The following is an 18,553-nucleotide window of genomic DNA, read 5'->3' on the forward strand; positions in this document are numbered from 1 at the left end:
CTCCCATAGAACTAGCTATAATTTTTGTATTTTCTCCGATTTCTCCTTTTCCATTTATTTTTGTTGGAGTATTTCTATCAGTTCCAGTTCCATCTCCTAATTGTCCATAAGCATTATGTCCCCACGTATATAGATTTCCTTCACTATCTACTGCTGAAATAGTCTCACTTCTACAAAGTTTTGATACCTTTTACTTATGGTTGATTATATTTTAATTAAGTAATATTTATAATTTTTCCATTAATATAAATAATTATTAAAATTTACCTTGTAAACGTTTGATGATATAATCATTATATTAAGAGGTTGTCCTATAAATATAGTTTATTATAGCTATTTGAAAAATATTTTCCATAAAATCACCTCTTAAAATAATTGTATATGGGAGGAATTTAAAATTAAACAAATATTAAATTAAGGGGGAATTGATATGAAGAATTTTATAAAAAAATTAAGTTTACTAACTTTAATTCTAAGTTTTGCTTTATTGTTCAATGGTATTACTACTTTTGCAGATAACATAAATACCGATATAAATACTATTAAAAAAGTTTATGATGATGGAGTTAATAAGGGAAAAGTTAATCCAAATAAATATACTTTTAATGCTTTTGAAGAAAATTATAAATTGGGAATTAATACATATAATGAAATGAAAAATACAGTTGGACAGGGATTAAATTATAATGATTGGTTTGATCAAGTATTAAATTTTGGAGCTTTTCCAGATGGAGAAGGTCATGCTCCAAGTGAGAAGAAAAAACCAAGGAGAGTAAAACGTAGTCAAGAGGATAATGCAGAAAGATTTGAACGTGATTTAAGAAAAGGAGACATAATAATAGTCCAAGGAAGTCCAGGACATGCAGCAATAGCAACAACGGATAATTATATATTAGAAATGACTGGTGGAGGGAATATTCTAAATTGGACAGCGACAGGAATAAGCAACAATAATAATCAATTTAGTAAGCATAATTGGTTATGGGGTATTGAGGAGCAAGGGGTTAAAAAATCTGAACCAGAAATAAAGAATTGGTTGCAGATATGGCGTATACCAGATAGAGATATAGCTAATAAGTGTGCTAATTATGCTGATAGAACATTTTGGAATTCTTCAGGAGGTTATCATAAAAATAGATATATAGATTACAGAGTTACTTCAGGATTAAGCACTAAAAATCCTAATTATTGTTCAAAATTAGTTTTTCAATCATACTACTGGGGAAGTGGTGATGAACCTGTTATGAAGCCTAATATGATAAATTTAACTTGGGTATTGCCATGGGCATTACCTAATGTATTTGCAAGTAAATATGAACCTTATAAAGTTGGAACGTATTAGGAGTATAAAATATGAAAAAAAAATTATTAAGACTTAGCATAATAATTGTTACCATTATAGTTTATTTTTGTGGTAAGTATCATTTTAATATGATTGATATGGAGAAAAAAATAGATAAATTTATTACTGAAAAAGCTGGAATCCCTTCAAGTGAAATATTAGTGATTGGACAAATAGAAGCATTTGGAATGATTGGAGAGTCTGATTCTAATAAGAATTATGTAAAAACTTTTACAACAAAAAAAGATTTTGAAAAATGGAAGGAAAATTTAAAAAAGGAAGGTAAAAATTATAAAGATGTAAAAGTTAAAGATTGCGAAATAAAATATTATTGCACGTATACGCCAAAAGTTCCTAAATATAATCAAACAAATGTATATGATTTTCAGTATAGTTTATATGGAGGTAGTGTTTTTAGCTTTAAAAAAATAGAAAATAATTTTGCATATCCTCCAAATGAATTTATAAAAAAAATTTTAGAAAAAATGCATCCACCTGAATATAAATAAAGTCAATGGCTGAAAGTGATGTTATAGATACAAAAATTTAGATAAATAAAAAGAGTTCTAAAAATTTTCTTTAGAACTCTTTTTAAAGTGACAAAACTATCAACACCTAAAAAGGTTGCTTAAATATATTTTAAAAGAAAAATTTAGTAATAACAACCAAAGTTTTAATAATTAACAATTCAACATCTTAAATGAAAATAAACAATATAAAAAGAATCGTCAAGTCATTAATCGGGATTGTCTATAATGGAGGCTTGTTTCACGACATGGTATATCTTTATATAGATTTTTTGATTTGGTATTTATATATTGATTGTAAGAGTTTTAATGGAGTTTCCCCATCCATTGTACTATAATTTTTATAAAGTCTTTATTTGGAGTTAAATAGGGAAAAGGATATATTGTTTTTTTGAATAAGACAATACAAATATTGATTATAGTATATAATTAATATAAAGAATAAAAAATTAAGAGGTGTTGTATATGGTAATTAGAACGTTATTAAATCCACAAATAGATTTTATATTTAAGAAAATATTTGGAACAGAAAAGAATAAACCTATACTTATAGATTTCTTAAATGCAGTAATAAAGCCAATAAGTCCAATAAAAGAAGTTGAAATAAAAAATAATGATATAGATAAAGAATTTATAGAAGATAAATTTAGTAGATTAGATATAAAGGCAATAACAAATAATAAAGAGCATATAAACATAGAGATACAAGTTAAGAATGAATATAATATGATACAAAGGACTTTATATTACTGGAGTAAGATGTATTCAGAGCAAATACAGAATAGAGAAAACTATAATAAGTTAGAAAGAACAGTATGTATAAATATATTAAACTTTAAGTATTTAGATAATGACAGATATCATAATGCATATAGGTTAAAAGAAATAACGACAAATGAAGAATTAACAGATATAGAAGAAATACATTTTATAGAGTTACCTAAGTTCAATGAAATAGGAAATAAAAATAATGTAGATGATATAGAAAAAATAGACGCCTTAGAAAAATGGCTAGAGTTCTTAAAAGAACCCGAAAGCAATGTCGTAAGACAATTGGAACTAAATGATGAAGGAATAAGATTAGCCAAGACAGAGTTATATAGATTAAGCATGGATAGTAAAGAAAGAGAAAGATATAACATGAGAGAAAAAGCTATATATGATGAAATATCAGCTTTGGAAAATGCGGAGCTAAAAGGATTAAAACAAGGATTAGAACAAGGCGAGAAAAAGAAAAGTGTTGAAGTTGCAAGGAAGCTTTTAATTGCAGGAGTTGATATAAGGACAATAAGTGAATCTACTGGATTAAATGAAGATGAAATTAAAAAATTTAGATGAAAAATAGGAGTTCTAAAATTTTTTTAGAACTCCTATTTTATTTTTAGTTATATAATAATTTAAATAGGGAGTAACTCCAACAGGCTCATAGCCTATTTTCTATGGATTCAGGTTTGGATTTAATCCAATGTATAGATCGATAACAAAGATTTCAGTTTGATACAAAAGAAAGTAGTATTCTAATATAAGAAAAGTAACTTATAATAGAAAGGTAGTTATTTTTATTTTAAAGAATTTTTTACTATTGTTTTATATCCAGTATATGTTGAATAAAAATATCCTCCATAAACAATTACTAGCATTAAAGCTGTTACTAAGGATGATGACACTATATCAGGTTTATTAAACATAATCAAGAATTTATTTACAACTTTTATAGCAACCGCTGAGTGTATTAGGGATATAATTAATGGTAATCCAAAATAGATACTTATTTGTGTAAATATTGATTTATTTATACTTTTTTGAGATACACCAATCTTTTTTAACAATTTATATCTTTCAATACTATCGCTAGCATCTGATAATTGTTGGAGTGCAAGTATAGCAGCACTTGATATTAAGAATATTATTCCTAAATATGTACCTATGAATATTATTAGAGCTATAAGACCAGTAGTTTCTTCATATAATCCGTTTCTAGTATTTATTGTTAAATAACCATAATCGCTAGTATTATCTAACCTATTATATAATCCAAATATATCATTTAAATTCTGTTGATTTTCATTTGAATTCTTAGAAAAATTCACATCTAGTTTATTTGCATAAGGCTCTAAATTAGCAACTATATTATCAGGAACTATTAAAGTTATTGTATTAGTTTTTAAAACATCATTTTCATGTGCCTCACTTATTATTTTTTCGTTTCCAATTAATGAATTATTTGCAACTTCAAATTCTTTATTATTAAACTTTATTTTACTATTATTTTTAATGATTTTTTTTAATGCAGATTTTAGTTCATCGGTATTTGAGGATATTAATACTTGGTTATCAGACAAAGTTAATTTTTTAGCTCCAGTTAAAGCTCGTATATTATTATATGAACTAATACTTATCATTGGAATATCACTTACATAAGATGATAGTTTTTTATTTTTAAGATTTTCTTCTAACAATTCTTCAAGATTAGAATTTGATAAAGTATATTCATTATAAGAAACAGTTTCTGCATCAGAATTAAATTTAAATCCTAATGAATTTAATACTTCATCAATATTTTTAATTTTACTGTTTTTTTCAAATTCATAAGAGATTGAAGCATCAAATGGAGTTGTAGTCTCTAAGTTTTTTTCTAAGGTGTTTTTTAAACTTAAATCGGTTGATAATGTGCTTATTGTTAAGAATAACATAAGACATATAACTGTCATTGATAAGAAGTTAGTATTTATCTTACTACATATTTGTCTTACTACAAATATGTTTAATCCTTTTAAGTAAATATTATTATTTTTTTGAATAATATATATAACAAATCCTGCTAAACTAAAGAATAAAAGTAATGTCCCTAGAATGCCTAATACTATTGAATATAAAAACATTATATCTGTAGGTTTAAGTCCAACTTTAATTACTAAAACATAAGAACCTACTAGTAATCCTAAAGATAGTAAGAATATTATTGTTGTTATTATAGGATTTTTGATTTTCATAGTTTCATTCTTTTTAGATGCTGTTAACATGTCTATAAGTTTATACTTTGAAATTATACTAGCATTAAAAAGCATGACTAAAATAAATATTATACCAAAATATAACACAGTTTTTACGATAGCATTAGATGAAAATAAGAATTTATAGTTGCTTAGTGGAACTTCAAATAATTTAGCTGAAAAAGCAGATATTACTTGAGAAAATATTATACCTACTCCTAGACCTACGATTAAAGATATAGATCCTACTAAAGTTGTTTCATATGTAAGTATCTTTGAAATATTATTTTTCCCTATACCAAGTGTCATATAAATACCTAATTCTTTTTTACGTTTTTTAACTATGAAATTATTAGCATAAAGAATTAATCCACCTAAGATACAAGATATAAATACAGAAATTCCTGATATTAAATTTTGCAACATTTTTATATATTCTGCCTGACTTAACCCTAATTCTGTAAAAGCTTTTTGATCCCCTATGGAGTTAAATGCATAGAATATACACACTCCAAAAGTTAATGTTAAAAAGTATATTGAGTAATCTTTAAAGCTTTTCCTAACATTATTAAAAGCAATTTTAAAATACATCTGTATTATCACCTCCAAGAAGTGCTATAATATTAATAATTTTGTCAAAGAATTTTTTCCTTGAATCTTTTCCCTTAACTAATTCATTGAATATCTTTCCATCTTTTATAAATAGAATTCTATGAGCGTAACTTGCCGTAAAGGCATCATGAGTTACCATAAGTATTGTAGCTTCTAAATTTTTATTTAAGCTTTCAAATGAGTCAAGAAGTATACTTGCTGACTTTGAGTCTAAGGAACCTGTTGGTTCATCTGCTAATATTAATGAGGGATCTGTTATTATAGCTCTAGCTGAGGTCACTTTTTGTTTTTGACCACCTGATATTTGATATGGAAATTTAGTTAATATTTTTTCAATGCCTAAACTTTTTGCAACATTTTTAATAAGAGTATCTATTTCCTTCGGTTTTCTATCTTGTATAGTTAGTGCTAATGCTATATTTTCATATACTGTTAAGGTATCTAGTAGATTAAAGTCTTGAAATATAAATCCCAATTCATTTCTTCTGAACGTTTCTAATTGTTTTGACTTTAATTTTGTAATATCTTTTCCACTAATAATAATGGTTCCGTTAGTAACAGTATCTATAGTTGATATACAATTAAGCAATGTTGTTTTACCGCTTCCGGATGCTCCCATTATTCCAACAAACTCACCTTTAGCAACTTTAAAATTAATATTATCTAGTACTTTTGTTATATTATCTTTATTTCCATAATATTTTTCTATATTTTCGACACTTAAAATGTTTTGCATATTTTAGACCTCCTTATTTTATCTTATAATGTTACTTTATTCCATTTAAGATAAATCACATATTTATTTATCTTTCATATAGATTACAAAATTGTAAGGTTTCTATATCAAAAACAAGAAAATAGCATTAAAAGAAAAATAAATAGTTTATTAAGAAATAGAACTAAATATAGTAATTGTTAAAGAGATAAAAGAAAGGTAAAACTAAATAATTTTTTAAGATGGTAGTTAATGAATTATTTAGTAATAACAATTAAATTTTTAAAAATTAACATCTTAAGTACTATCCTCGTAAATGAAAATAAATAATATAAAAAGCCGCTCCAAAATCACTAAGAAGGATTATCTCTAATGGGGGCTTGTTTCACGACATGGTATACTTTATATGTATTGGTTGATTAGGTAATCTATAAATTGATTATTAAGAACTTTAATGGAGTTCCCCCACCATTTTACTATAATTTTTATAAAGTCTTTATTTGGAGTTAAATAGAGGGAAGTTTAGCCCCTTGAGGGGTTGGGGTGATTGTTTTTTGAATTCTTTAGAATTCTCCTTTGTTTTTTAGGTTATTAATAATCATTTACGAGGATATTGTTTAAGAGTATTAATATATTTTCTTTATTTCTTTTTAAATGTATCTCCTAGTTTTATCGGAACTAAAATCTTTACACCTTGTTTACTTGAAGTTCTTTTGACTTCCAAAATACATAAAAACCTACTGCGATAGCTCCTTTAAATTGTTTATCTATAAGCGTTGAATTTCTAATTGAATAATTATAAAACTTACTCATAAATTCACTCAGATCTTTTATTTCCTCTGACGTATCAAAACTTCTCTATTTTCTTTTCAGCATTTTCTATTAATATATCTACTTCTTTTTTCTTTCTATAATTTTTCATGAAAAATCCCTCCTTATAAATAAAAAAACACCAGGATTAAAATCCTGGTGAAATTGATTTCTTAATCTATCTATATTTAGAATCCTACTAAGGCTAAAAGCCTTGATACATCTAGCTTCATAATATTATATTTGCAATGAGGTTTGTTTTAGGTATTTAATAATCATTTACGATAATATTACTTAAGTATATTCTTCTAGACTTTTATCTTATTGAGGTTTTTTATTCATATTTTTATAAGAATTTATTAATAATTCCTTTGTACGATATAAATATATTATTACTACAATTAATATTATCTACTTACAACTAAGGAGGTTTTTCAGATGAAAAGCAACAAAATTATTAAACGCGTTGATCTATTAGGACGGATCTATTTACCTATGACTTTCAGAAGCTTATTGGATATCCCTCCAGGAGAAGCAGCTCAATTAGCATTTTTTATAGATAATAACAACCTTATTTTAACTAAATATGATGTAAGTTGTATTTTTTGTGGAGAGTGTAAATCTCTAATAATTTTCGAAGATAAAAATATTTGTTCAAATTGTATTGATAAATTAATATCTACTATCTAAATAATAAAGTCTATCATCTTCATTTTCCTATCCCTATGGAGACAAACTTTACTGTCTCTTTTAATTTTTATTTAGGCTTTATGAAATACTTTATATGTTATATATTTTAATCCCTATAAATGTACTATTTGCGCTTATATTAATTATGCTTCGTAAATCACTAAAAGATATTAGATTTTTCTTCCCAATCATTTATCTAATATCTTTTATTTGTTCAAATTTTTGTAATAATTTATTTAACAGTAATTGTACTCTATATTTTATAATTTAATTAACTATTTTATAATTTAGCAATTTTCTATTATTAATTTTAAAACCTGTATTTTTGAATAATTTTATAATAGTTCTTATAAAAAACCTCACAAATTATTACGTGAGGTTTTTTACTTTATATATAGATTTATTTGATGAAAACCATATATTTTTTTAATATTAGTTTTCTATTCTCTAAAAATATATCTTTTTCGTTTGGATTTATATCTACTCCTATTAAACCAAGTAATTTTTTTGTTTTGTAAGTTCTATTCAATACTCCTTATACTTCTAATAAGTCAAATTTCAAATGCAATAAGCATATTTTATTCCTATAGACGCTCCTAATACCTTATGGATCATACCTTCTTTAATCTATGATATAGAATAACCCAACCTTTAACCATAATCATAATAATACCCATAACAAAAAATATAAGGCCGCTAGCTGAATACCCAAAACCTTGTTCTATAACATCTCCATTAACAAGTACTATATCAGGTACACCTCCTCTTATCATAAATAAAGAAACTCCTAATATAAATGGTAAAATATATATTATCTTTTTCATATTGCTACTCCTTTCTAGTTTATTAAAATTATATTATCATATAGTTTTAACAAAAACAATTTTATTTTATCGAAAAACAATATATAATTATTCTTTTTAAATAAATTATTGAAGTTTAAATACTAAAAATATTACTTTCTTTTTAATATTTAGGTACTTATTTTTTTAAGAACTATAACATAAACTAATATTTTATTAAATAACAATTAAAGTATTACTAAAATATAACTATTTAAAAATAATCTAAAAAGCCTCTTCTATAGAAAATAGAGTCACAGATTTTTATTTTTATAGCATCATATATAAAATAATTTTTTTCTTATAGTTCTAATTTTTGTATTAAAAAATATTTATTAATGAATACCTTTATTATTTATATCACAATTCTTCATTCTTATTTTTTTACATATTGATTTCCGGTTTATTTTTGTATGCAAGTTTTACTTAAAATAATTAAAAAATATGGCAAAATCATTATAAATATACAATACTTTAGTAATTTATTAATAAAAGAATAAAGCAATTTTATATATTTATAAAAAATCAACAAAGCTAATGAGCCCTGCTGATTTTTAATTAACCTTAAATTTAAATAAATATTTTATATATTTGAACATTTCTAATTGTAGTACTGTACCTTTAATTTTAAAATTTATTTTTTGCTTTTTCAGGGATTTTTGATATATCTACTTCCTCAAATCCTTGAATATCATTAGTGTTTTCAGTAGACGGATTTCTTACACTAACTTTTAAATATGCGTCTTTTTTTAATTCCTTATCTACTAATGTATTAATATTAACTAATATTTTTTCTCCATTACTATTATATGCTGGCACATTTTTATATTCATAATAATAATCAACAATTTTTGTATTATTATCTAAGCTTTCTTTTTTTATACCACCTCCATCTATTTTCACATAATATTTCTCAGTTCCTATTTCTCTAAATTTAATTGAACATCCATTTGTTATAAATACAATTGATACTAGTAAAAAACACATTATTCCTACTTTTCTCATAGCTATTCCTCCTGAAACTTTCAATTTTATAAATACTATATATTAAATCTATTTAATTATTATTCTAAAGACCTTCTACAAATCAAAATTTTATAAGATACCCTTCAAACTCATTTACTCCAATCATTACTATTACTAAACTGTTTCTCATAACTTCTGATTTAATTGATACTATATATTCATCTGTACTAAACTCTCTTGGAACTATAACTTCTTACAATACGCGAAGACTTTTACTTACTAGATAGCTTTAAAAACTTACTCAATTCACCCCATTTCTTTTTATTTATAAATATTTATCTTTATCACTAATTAAAATTATTGTACTATCCATATAAATAAAATGAAGTATCATAACAAAATTAGCAATATTATCTATTACTACTACACTATTATCATCATAATCTAAAATCAGTTCCTTACTGTCTAGCTTTAATGTTTTTTTTAAATATTTAACTATTTTTTTTTGATTATTTGTCATATACTATTCCTCCAAGCAATAACAATCTCATTTACAAATAATATTTATTTCTATACTTTGAAAGTTTATACAAATTCAATTTATTTTTAATATTTAATTATTTAAAAAATTATATCTCCATACTTCATAAATTCTTAAAGCATCATATTCATTCAATAAAAACATATCTATAATAATATCTACCGCTTCTTTTTTTGAAATTGTTTTTGCAGTATTATCTAAATATTCAAATATATATTCTACAAATAATTCATTTGTTAAAATTATCTCAGTCTCTTTAATTGTAAATACTTTTTTATTTGTCATAATAAACCTCTCCATTAAAATAAGCATTCATTTTATTTACTTTTATAGTTTTATTGAAGTAATATTCAATATTATTTTCAGTTTTTTTAAATACTATCATTTTTTTAATTTTGTCATAACTATAAAGATCAGGTGTACTAGTTGGTTCTAAAAATTCATTATTTAAACCCTGTATAATATTAGATACTTTTATTTTTAAATTATTTTTATTTATACCACCTCCATATATTGATTGATTAGATAAATATAGGTAATCTAATTTATTTAAATTTTTTAAAGCTGAAATATTCTTTATTCTATTTCCATATAAATTCAAATCTTTTAGCTCTATTAAATTTTCTAATGGAGTTATATCTTCTATAAAATTATTTTCTAATATTAAAGTTTCTAATTTACTTAAGTTTTTAATATCATTAATATTACTTATATTGTTATCACCTAAGTTCAACATTTCTAACTGCTCTAGATTTTTAATTGGAATTAGATCTGTTATTTTATTTTTTCCTAAAATTAAATAATTCAACTTAAGTAAATTTGTTAATGGAGTTAAATCAGAAATATTATTATTCATTAAAATTAATACTTCTAATTCTTTTAAATTATATAATTCATCTATATTAACTAATATGTTATTACTTAAATTTAAAAGATTTAAATTTTTCAGATTTTTTAATCCTGATAAATCTTTAATATTATTTTCTGATAATGATAATGTTTGTAAACTAGTTAAGTCCTTTAACGGGTTCAAATCTGATATTTTGTTTTTATTTAAATATAATCTTTTTAAATTTTTACAATATTGAAGACCTTCTATACTTTCTATATTTAAATTAGATAAATCTAAATCTTCTTTAAATGATTCAAGTTCTTCCTTAGTTAAATTTTTTATATTAGGTCTATTGGGATCTATTTTATTATTTAATGCCTTTTTTAAATTAGAATCTTTCATTATTATTGGCCTACCTGAATTAATATTTAATAGCTTTTTTAAAAACATAAAAAAATCATCATTCTCCTCTGTACTTTGATTTAAATTTTCAGTATTAACTTCACTAGCTAAAACTGATATATTTGGTGTTATCAGTTGAAATAATAAAAAACAAACTATTGCCAATCCAAAAAATCTTTTTTTCATTAGGTATCTCCTTTTTAAATACTATAATTTACAGGTATGGGTTTATAGAAAATATATCTATTCCCTCATTTACTAAAGCTCTCATAATTATATCTACCGTATAATTTGAGTTTCTATATTATGAAGGAATACTAGTCTGTATTACAGATTCTGATTTATATTATGGTTATACTGCATCTGAAAATGTTGCAACATTTTCAGTATGAACTACTTGTCCATTTTTATCTTTAACTTTAAATGTTTTCTTGCTTCCTTTTAGATTAAATGGACCATCAATTACCCCATCAAAAACAAAACTATTATTTGAAGTCTTCTTGATGTCTCTGAATGAAATCCTAATAAATAATCATTTATATTATTAAAATCATTCATTTTTCGTAAAGTATTTTATTTTTTAAGTGCTAATATTTGAACTTTACCATTTTTAATAAAACTGAAACTCGTATCACTACTATCCCATTGCTTAAATAATTGATTATCATTATCATTTTCTGTATATATCGGTAATATTTTAACATTGCTTCAATCATAAATTTTACCTTTGTAATAATCTCACTTATATACCTTCTTAATAGATGGGATTGATTCAACTTGATTTTCTATGCTTACTCATCAACTATTCTTAGGAATAGTTAGTGTCTTTTCTGTCTTAGACTCATAATTAAATAAATTTAAAGTCAAATCTTTTAGGAAGGATAACTCCAAGTACTTGTCTTCCGCGGTAATTACCTCTGTTTAATACTCTATTAGACATATTAAAAAAATTACAATATCCATAATCTTAGTTACCTGTTTGTTAACCTTTGAATTTAAATTAGAACCTGAGTTAATCATCACTTTTATTGAGTTCATCATTAGCTTTTTTCTTTGATTCCGTGGATGGCTTTGATTCTATTTTATTATTTGCAAATACTATTACCGACCGTGATATAGTTTGAATTACTATAGCTCCCTATAATAATTATGTAATAGATTTCTTTTTCATAAATATACTCCCACATTTTTATATTAGACTAATATACTTTTATCACTATATAATAGTTGGATAAATATACTTAATATAATTCATAGCTTCACTTTTTATATATACCGAAATCATCATTTATATCTAATGAAAATTTATCTTCAATTTTTTAATAGTTCTTCCTCTGAGAATGCATTTGAAACATTATCTAAATATTTAAATATAAAAATAATTTAGTTATTAAAATCACATCACATGAACTAAAAAATAATTAAGCTACAATAAATACTTCTTTTGCTAATATATCTATTATCTGATTAATTGAGCATGGTTTCGATATATAAAAGCCTTGTCCATAGTCGCAGTTTAAATAATATAAAGCTTTATATGTAAACTTATCTTCAATTCCTTCAGCAATAACCTTCATATTTAAGGAATGAGCTAATTTAATTGTTTTTTCTAAGTACTTTAAACCTTCTATTGAAGTATTTTCTAATATAAAGTCAATTAATGATTTATCTAATTTTATATAATTTACATCATAAAAATGTATCACATCAATGGTATTATATCCTGAACCTACGTCATCTATAGATACCTTAAAGCCTCGGCTTCTTAAGAATTTTATACCTAATTGGAACTTTTCCAAATTTGAAACTTTATTGCGTTCTGTGATCTCGAATTCAATATATTTAATATATTTTTTATTATCATTATTAAATAGTTTAGTAATCCATGAAATTAAATTATCATTTTCAACTTCTACAGATGATATATTTATGGAAATATTAATTAACTTTCTATTTAAACTTTCTAAGTATTTTAAATCTATAAAAACTTTATTTACTACTGCAGTTGTTAATTCACACATCTTCTTATAATTTACTGCTAAACTTATTACTGATTCAGTATTTATAAGCTTATTATTTTTATCAGTAAACCTCGCTAACGCCTCAGCTCCTATAAATTCATTTGACTTTAAATCCACTTTAGGCTGATAAAATATTTCTAATTTCTTAATTTCATTTTTTTTCATTTTAATCCCCTTTTTAAACCAATTATTTTTTTATTAAGTTAATTTTCGTCTTAAATTACGTTTAAATTTTTTTGATGCCCCACCACTTACGTTAGTTTGCCTAGATCTAGCTATTGCCAAATCTCATTCTAAAACATCTTCAGTTATAGTAAATCCAGCAGCAATATATGTATTATTAGATATTTTTACAGGAGCAATTAAATTAGAATTACAACCTATAAAGCTAAAATCTCCTATAAATGTGTTATGTTTTTCTTTATCTGAATAATTAACAATTATAGAACCACATCCAAAATTACAGTTTTCTCCTACAGTTGCATCACCTATATAAGTTAAATGACTAGCCTTTGTTCCGTCTCCTATAGAAGATTTCTTCACTTCAACACAATTACCTATTTCACTTTTGAACCTATATTAAATCCAGGTCTTATATAATCAAAAGGTCCTACTGTTGTTTGACTACCAATTGTACTATCTAATATAATGGATGATTCAACTGTTACGTTATTATCTAAATTACTGTTATTTATTCTAGTGTTTTGCATTAATAAGCATTCTGACCCTATTACAGTATTACCTTCTAGTATTACACCAGGATAAACGATAGTATCTTTTCCTATTTCTACATCTATTCCAATATAAGTTGATGCTGGATCTATTAATGTAACTCCATTTTCCAAATGTTTTTTATTTATTTTATCTCTAAGAATCTTTTCTGTCTCAGCTAATTGAAGCCTTGAGTTCACACCAATTGTTTCATTGTAATTTGTGATAAGAGCTCCTATTTTTTTATTATTGTTCTTTAATATTTCAATTACATCTGTAAGATAATATTCACCTTGATTATTGTTATTTGATATATGATTTAATGCATTAAGTAAATCCTCAATATCGAAGCAATACATAGCAGAATTAATTTCTCTTACCATAGCTTCATCATCACTACACTCTTTATCTTCAACTATCTTTAAAACGAAATCACTATCATCTCGTATAACACGGCCATAGCCTTTCGGATTTTCTACTATAGATGTAACTAGTGTTGCAGAATTTTTATTTTCTTTATGTTGTTTAACTAAACTCTTAATAGTAAATGAATCAATTAGTGGAGCATCTCCAGCAAAAACTAATACACAACCTTTTTTATCTCTTAAAAATTCAGTTGAACACTTAACTGCATGTCCAGTACCTAATTGTTCATGTTGCATAGAGTATGAAACATCTTTATTTTCAGTTTTTTCTTTTACTAACTCAGCTCCTTTCCCAATTACAAGATTTATATCATTTATGCTAGCTTTTCTTATATTATCTATAACATGGTTAACCATTTCTTTTCCGCAAACCTTATGTAGAACTTTTGGACTATTAGATTTTATTCTAGTTCCTTGGCCGGCAGAAAGTATTATTGCACATTTATACAAATTTAATCACCTCAATTAATTACTATTAAAAATAATTTGATAGTAACAAATTATTTTCATAACTATTCTTATATTGCACAATATATAAGAATAGTTATAAATTCAATTTTTAAAAGTATAATATTATAAAATTATGGAAGTGTTGTATAATGATAATATCTTCTATATTTAAAGGAGGTGTCTATAATAAATAACTATGTGTATAGATGTTTAAATGAGTATGATGAAGTTATTTATGTAGGTAAATTGATAAGATTAAGTAACTATATAAAGGATTATTTTAAAGATGAACATAGTATACTTACTGATGATATTATTTTATGTACTTATAAAATAGAATCAGTAAAAGTAAATTATGAGATAGATGCTTATTCTATTAGCGCCTATTTAATAGATAAGTATAAACCTAAATTTAATCCTCAAAAACGTCATTATAAAAATATAAAATCGCCTAATATTTATAATGAATCTGATTGGGAATTAGTTAGAATAATACATCCTGATATAGTACCTATACAAGAAAACCTTTCAATTTTAGATCAATATTTTCATCTACTCATAATTTTACTAATACCAACAATTATCTTTGCTCTATATATTATTAAAGGAATTATCTGATTATATTAATCAGATAATTTCTTATATATAGCTTGTCTTAAGAGAATTTAGGTGCTGTAAATCTAGCCTTTTCAACATTATTTTTATCTTTTATAACTATGTCAACTGAATAGTCATCATTACTATATTCCTTTGGAACTATAACCTGTAATGCTGATTTAGGTGCTGCATCTTCAAATACTCCATCTGCAAAAGTTGCCACTTTTCCAGTATAGACAACTTGTCCATCTTTCTTTTTAACTTCAAACACATTATTTTGAGAATCACTCATATTAAAATCTTTAACCTTCACAACAACATCTAAAACATATTGATCTGCATTAGTTTTATAATATGAACGTATATTAAATCCTGAATCGTTTAGTGTGTTAGTTAATACAATATTTCTATCTTTCTTAACAATAAATTGAATTACACTATTTCCATATTCAATCTTAGGTAAATCTTGTATATAGTAATACTTTGATTGCCAACCTAAGTCAGTTCCAGGTTTTATTGCTGGAGGTACATTAGGTGGAGTAGGTACTACTTTTCCGCCACCACCACCGCCAGATGGTTTAGCTGTCTTAAAATCATAGTTTTTAACAGTTCCTTTATAATTAACTTCTATTTCAATCTTAGCATTTTCAATCCCTCCAATATCTGATATATCTTTTGTAGTTAAAATTGCTTGGAAACCTGAGTAGCCATTACTATACCAGTTAGTACTTACAATATCCTTTTTAAGCTTCACAGTTCCATCTTTATCTTTAATAACTAAATCCTTTCTTACAGTATTATCATATTTTTCATCTCCTGAAGTTTCCCCTTCAAAAATAATTCCATATGATTTAAAGTATGCTAACTTACTTATAGCCTCATTTTCTTTAGCTACAGCTTCAACTGTTACAGTTATTGTTTTAGTTGATTTTTCTCCCACACTATCTGTTACTTCATATTTCACTGTATAAGTACCAGCTTTACTTGTATCTACTGTATTTTCAATTACTTTAATATCTTTAGTAATATTTCCATCCTCTTTATCATTAGCCGTTACCCCATCTAATGGATTAAACTTATCTCCAACCTTTATTTTCTTGTTTTCAGCTGTTATTACTGGAGGAGTATTTGCTTTTAATGATAAGGTAACTGAATTATTTATATTATTAACAATAGAATCTTTACCATTTATATTTGCACCTAATTCAAAATGAATTGTCTTAGATTTAGTAGTCTTTGGAACTATTATTGTAGCGGTTTCATTAGTAACAGAAACATATTTAACATCTGAATAACCTTCAAGTTTATAAGCTAATCTAATTGCTGAATTAACATTTGGAACCTTAATATCAAAATAGAAATTATTGGTATCTTCTCGTCTTGTTATATTATCATAATCAATAGTTAATAATGTTTCTATCGGACTATATTTTGAAGTTGTTGTTCCATCTCCTAATTCTCCATCACCATTTTTTCCCCAAGTATATAAATTTCCTTCACTATCTACCGCACTACAAACCGTTCCTCCCATGAATACTGATACTATTTTTGTGTCTTCACCTATATCACCTTTTCCATTTATTTTTTTTGGTATATCTCTACCCGGTCCATTGAATCCATTTCCTAATGCTCCGTAATCATTAAATCCCCACGTATATAGATTTCCTTCACTATCTACTGCCGCTACATTCGCCGCCTCACTTGCATATGATGATACGGATATTGATACTATTTTTGTGTCTTCGCCTATGTCACCTTTTCCATTTATTTTTACTGGTTCATATCTTCTAGTTCTTGTTCCATCTCCTAATTCTCCATACTTATTCAATCCCCATGTATATATGGTTCCTTCACTATCTATTGCTGAAGTATTAAATATGCTCGTGGATATTGATACTATTTTTGTATTTTCCCCTATGGCACCTTTTCCATTTATTTCTACCGGTTCATATCTTGTAGTTGTTGTTCCATCTCCTAATTGCCCATAATTATTATTCCCCCATGTATACAGATTCCCGTCACTATCTACTGCTACACTATGCCCTTGAATACCATCTCCTTCTGTTGATGATGATACTATTTTTGTGTTTTCCCCTATATCACCTTTTCCATTTATTTTCACCGGTTCATATCTTGTAGTTGTTGTTCCATCTCCTAATTCTCCATAATTATTACTCCCCCATGTATATAAGTTCCCCTTGTTATCTATTGCACTTGAGTTAACATATCCAATGAATACTGATACTATTTTTGTATTTTCCCCTATGGCACCTTTTCCATTTATTTCTACCGGTTCATATCTTGTAGTTGTTGTTCCATCTCCTAATTGCCCACAATGGTTATATCCCCATGCATATATGGTTCCTTCACTATCTATTGCTAAAGTACCATGTCCGTTCGTGGATACTGATACTATTTTTGTGTCTTCTCTTATGGCACCTTTTCCATTTATTTTTACCGGTTCACATCTTCTAGTTGTTGTTCCATCTCCTAATTGCCCATAATAGTTACCTCCCCATGTATACAGATTCCCGTCACTATCTACTGCTGCACTACTATCGTCTCCTACTGATACTGATACTATATCTCTACCATTTATATTGTTAATAACACTGAAGTTATAAGTTTTATTTTCACTTCCATTTGATACCTTTAATATATTAACTCCTGCATCTGTTACTTTTGTTCCTGATGTTATTGTCTTTCCATCTAATGTTGCTGTTCCATTAAAGTTTAATGTTACTTCCTTTGGATAAATGTATTGATTTGGATTTTTTAATTCTTGAGTCATTGCTGAATCTGTATATACATTAGCAGTATTTGATTTAACCGAAGTATCCTTCGAAACTTTTGTAATATTTTTATTAGTAGTATTCATAGTATCTGCGAATACTACTGTAGTTGGAACAAATACCTGTGATGTTATTGCTCCTAGAATTAATAATGTTATTGCTTGTTTTCTCATATAAAAACATCCTTTTCCTAATTTAATTTGAATTTTTATAATTCAAAAATAGCTTCTCCAAAACAAGAAATTATTTTTGAATTATAAGGTTTTCTACTTAATTTTATTACCG

The 18,553-nt window shown here is 25.2% G+C and carries 16 protein-coding genes and 1 pseudogene; 5 read left to right on the forward strand and 12 right to left on the reverse strand.

What is annotated here, in order from left to right:
- A partial coding sequence (locus tag JOC62_RS19475; RefSeq protein WP_423883052.1) for a hypothetical protein occupies window positions 1–160 on the reverse strand: 160 nt, incomplete at its 3' end.
- A gap of 270 nt (window positions 161–430) precedes the next feature.
- Between JOC62_RS19475 and JOC62_RS12835 the strand changes: the two genes are divergently transcribed.
- The 3 genes from JOC62_RS12835 (at window position 431) to JOC62_RS12845 (ending at window position 3,207) form a co-directional block, all read left to right on the forward strand.
- A complete protein-coding gene (locus JOC62_RS12835) occupies window positions 431–1,342 on the forward strand; it encodes a hypothetical protein (RefSeq protein ID WP_204595681.1) in 912 nt (303 codons plus the stop codon).
- Between the two features lie 11 nt (window positions 1,343–1,353).
- Window positions 1,354–1,851 (forward strand): hypothetical protein, encoded by a 498-nt coding sequence (locus tag JOC62_RS12840; RefSeq protein WP_204595682.1) that lies wholly within the window; start codon window positions 1,354–1,356, stop codon window positions 1,849–1,851.
- Between the two features lie 483 nt (window positions 1,852–2,334).
- A complete protein-coding gene (locus JOC62_RS12845; RefSeq protein ID WP_204595683.1) occupies window positions 2,335–3,207 on the forward strand; it encodes an Rpn family recombination-promoting nuclease/putative transposase in 873 nt (290 codons plus the stop codon).
- Between the two features lie 221 nt (window positions 3,208–3,428).
- Here the strand turns inward: JOC62_RS12845 and JOC62_RS12850 are convergent, their stop codons facing one another.
- From JOC62_RS12850 to JOC62_RS19370, 3 genes are all read right to left on the reverse strand, one after another.
- Entirely contained in the window at window positions 3,429–5,453 is a 2,025-nt protein-coding gene (locus tag JOC62_RS12850) for an FtsX-like permease family protein (RefSeq protein ID WP_204595684.1), read from the reverse strand.
- Window positions 5,443–6,210, reverse strand: a complete 768-nt coding sequence (locus JOC62_RS12855) for an ABC transporter ATP-binding protein (protein WP_204595685.1) — start codon at window positions 6,208–6,210, stop codon at window positions 5,443–5,445. Before JOC62_RS12855 ends, JOC62_RS12850 begins: the two co-directional genes overlap by 11 nt.
- A gap of 666 nt (window positions 6,211–6,876) precedes the next feature.
- Window positions 6,877–7,002, reverse strand: a complete 126-nt coding sequence (locus JOC62_RS19370; RefSeq protein WP_279381519.1) for a hypothetical protein — start codon at window positions 7,000–7,002, stop codon at window positions 6,877–6,879.
- Window positions 7,003–7,437: 435 nt separating this feature from the next.
- Between JOC62_RS19370 and JOC62_RS12860 the strand changes: the two genes are divergently transcribed.
- A complete protein-coding gene (locus tag JOC62_RS12860) occupies window positions 7,438–7,689 on the forward strand; it encodes an AbrB/MazE/SpoVT family DNA-binding domain-containing protein (protein ID WP_204595686.1) in 252 nt (83 codons plus the stop codon).
- A 611-nt stretch (window positions 7,690–8,300) separates the two neighbouring features.
- Here JOC62_RS12860 and JOC62_RS12865 read toward each other — a convergent pair.
- From JOC62_RS12865 to glmU, 7 genes and pseudogenes are all read right to left on the reverse strand, one after another.
- Window positions 8,301–8,513, reverse strand: a complete 213-nt coding sequence (locus JOC62_RS12865) for a hypothetical protein (RefSeq protein WP_204595687.1) — start codon at window positions 8,511–8,513, stop codon at window positions 8,301–8,303.
- Between the two features lie 645 nt (window positions 8,514–9,158).
- The gene (locus JOC62_RS12870; protein WP_204595688.1) at window positions 9,159–9,536 is read right to left on the reverse strand and encodes a YxeA family protein; all 378 of its coding nucleotides are present in this window, start codon (window positions 9,534–9,536) and stop codon (window positions 9,159–9,161) included.
- A gap of 286 nt (window positions 9,537–9,822) precedes the next feature.
- Complete coding sequence (locus JOC62_RS12875) at window positions 9,823–10,017, reverse strand: hypothetical protein (protein ID WP_204595689.1); 195 nt, start codon at window positions 10,015–10,017, stop codon at window positions 9,823–9,825.
- 93 nt (window positions 10,018–10,110) lie between these two features.
- Complete coding sequence (locus JOC62_RS12880; protein ID WP_204595690.1) at window positions 10,111–10,323, reverse strand: hypothetical protein; 213 nt, start codon at window positions 10,321–10,323, stop codon at window positions 10,111–10,113.
- Window positions 10,313–11,458 carry a leucine-rich repeat domain-containing protein gene (locus JOC62_RS12885; RefSeq protein WP_204595691.1) on the reverse strand — a complete coding sequence of 382 codons (1,146 nt, stop codon included), beginning with the start codon at window positions 11,456–11,458 and terminating at the stop codon, window positions 10,313–10,315. Before JOC62_RS12885 ends, JOC62_RS12880 begins: the two co-directional genes overlap by 11 nt.
- A 1,235-nt stretch (window positions 11,459–12,693) precedes the next feature.
- Window positions 12,694–13,458, reverse strand: coding sequence for an EAL domain-containing protein (locus tag JOC62_RS12890; RefSeq protein ID WP_204595692.1), 765 nt, complete (start codon window positions 13,456–13,458; stop codon window positions 12,694–12,696).
- A 123-nt stretch (window positions 13,459–13,581) separates the two neighbouring features.
- Window positions 13,582–14,879 (reverse strand): annotated as a pseudogene (glmU, locus tag JOC62_RS12895) (bifunctional UDP-N-acetylglucosamine diphosphorylase/glucosamine-1-phosphate N-acetyltransferase GlmU).
- Window positions 14,880–15,125: 246 nt separating this feature from the next.
- Between glmU and JOC62_RS12900 the strand changes: the two are divergent.
- On the forward strand, window positions 15,126–15,497 hold the full coding sequence (locus JOC62_RS12900) for a hypothetical protein (RefSeq protein ID WP_204595693.1): 372 nt from the start codon (window positions 15,126–15,128) through the stop codon (window positions 15,495–15,497).
- Between the two features lie 37 nt (window positions 15,498–15,534).
- Here the strand turns inward: JOC62_RS12900 and JOC62_RS12905 are convergent, their stop codons facing one another.
- Entirely contained in the window at window positions 15,535–18,441 is a 2,907-nt protein-coding gene (locus tag JOC62_RS12905) for an RCC1 domain-containing protein (protein WP_204595694.1), read from the reverse strand.
- Window positions 18,442–18,553 lie beyond the last annotated feature (112 nt).

It is taken from the genome of Clostridium sardiniense (assembly GCF_016907995.1).
Lineage (GTDB): Bacteria > Bacillota > Clostridia > Clostridiales > Clostridiaceae > Clostridium > Clostridium sardiniense.

Bases quoted from the DNA above. Each gene is read 5' to 3' on its own strand.
- JOC62_RS12840 (WP_204595682.1), top strand. From the start codon at position 1,354: ATGAAAAAAAAATTATTAAGACTTAGCATAATAATTGTTACCATTATA.
- JOC62_RS12860 (WP_204595686.1), top strand. From the start codon at position 7,438: ATGAAAAGCAACAAAATTATTAAACGCGTTGATCTATTAGGACGGATC.
- JOC62_RS12845 (WP_204595683.1), top strand. From the start codon at position 2,335: ATGGTAATTAGAACGTTATTAAATCCACAAATAGATTTTATATTTAAG.
- JOC62_RS12875 (WP_204595689.1), bottom strand. From the start codon at position 10,017: ATGACAAATAATCAAAAAAAAATAGTTAAATATTTAAAAAAAACATTA.
- JOC62_RS12890 (WP_204595692.1), bottom strand. From the start codon at position 13,458: ATGAAAAAAAATGAAATTAAGAAATTAGAAATATTTTATCAGCCTAAA.
- JOC62_RS12880 (WP_204595690.1), bottom strand. From the start codon at position 10,323: ATGACAAATAAAAAAGTATTTACAATTAAAGAGACTGAGATAATTTTA.
- JOC62_RS12865 (WP_204595687.1), bottom strand. From the start codon at position 8,513: ATGAAAAAGATAATATATATTTTACCATTTATATTAGGAGTTTCTTTA.
- JOC62_RS19370 (WP_279381519.1), bottom strand. From the start codon at position 7,002: ATGAGTAAGTTTTATAATTATTCAATTAGAAATTCAACGCTTATAGAT.
- JOC62_RS12870 (WP_204595688.1), bottom strand. From the start codon at position 9,536: ATGAGAAAAGTAGGAATAATGTGTTTTTTACTAGTATCAATTGTATTT.
- JOC62_RS12885 (WP_204595691.1), bottom strand. From the start codon at position 11,458: ATGAAAAAAAGATTTTTTGGATTGGCAATAGTTTGTTTTTTATTATTT.
- JOC62_RS12905 (WP_204595694.1), bottom strand. From the start codon at position 18,441: ATGAGAAAACAAGCAATAACATTATTAATTCTAGGAGCAATAACATCA.
- JOC62_RS12835 (WP_204595681.1), top strand. From the start codon at position 431: ATGAAGAATTTTATAAAAAAATTAAGTTTACTAACTTTAATTCTAAGT.
- JOC62_RS12850 (WP_204595684.1), bottom strand. From the start codon at position 5,453: ATGTATTTTAAAATTGCTTTTAATAATGTTAGGAAAAGCTTTAAAGAT.
- JOC62_RS12855 (WP_204595685.1), bottom strand. From the start codon at position 6,210: ATGCAAAACATTTTAAGTGTCGAAAATATAGAAAAATATTATGGAAAT.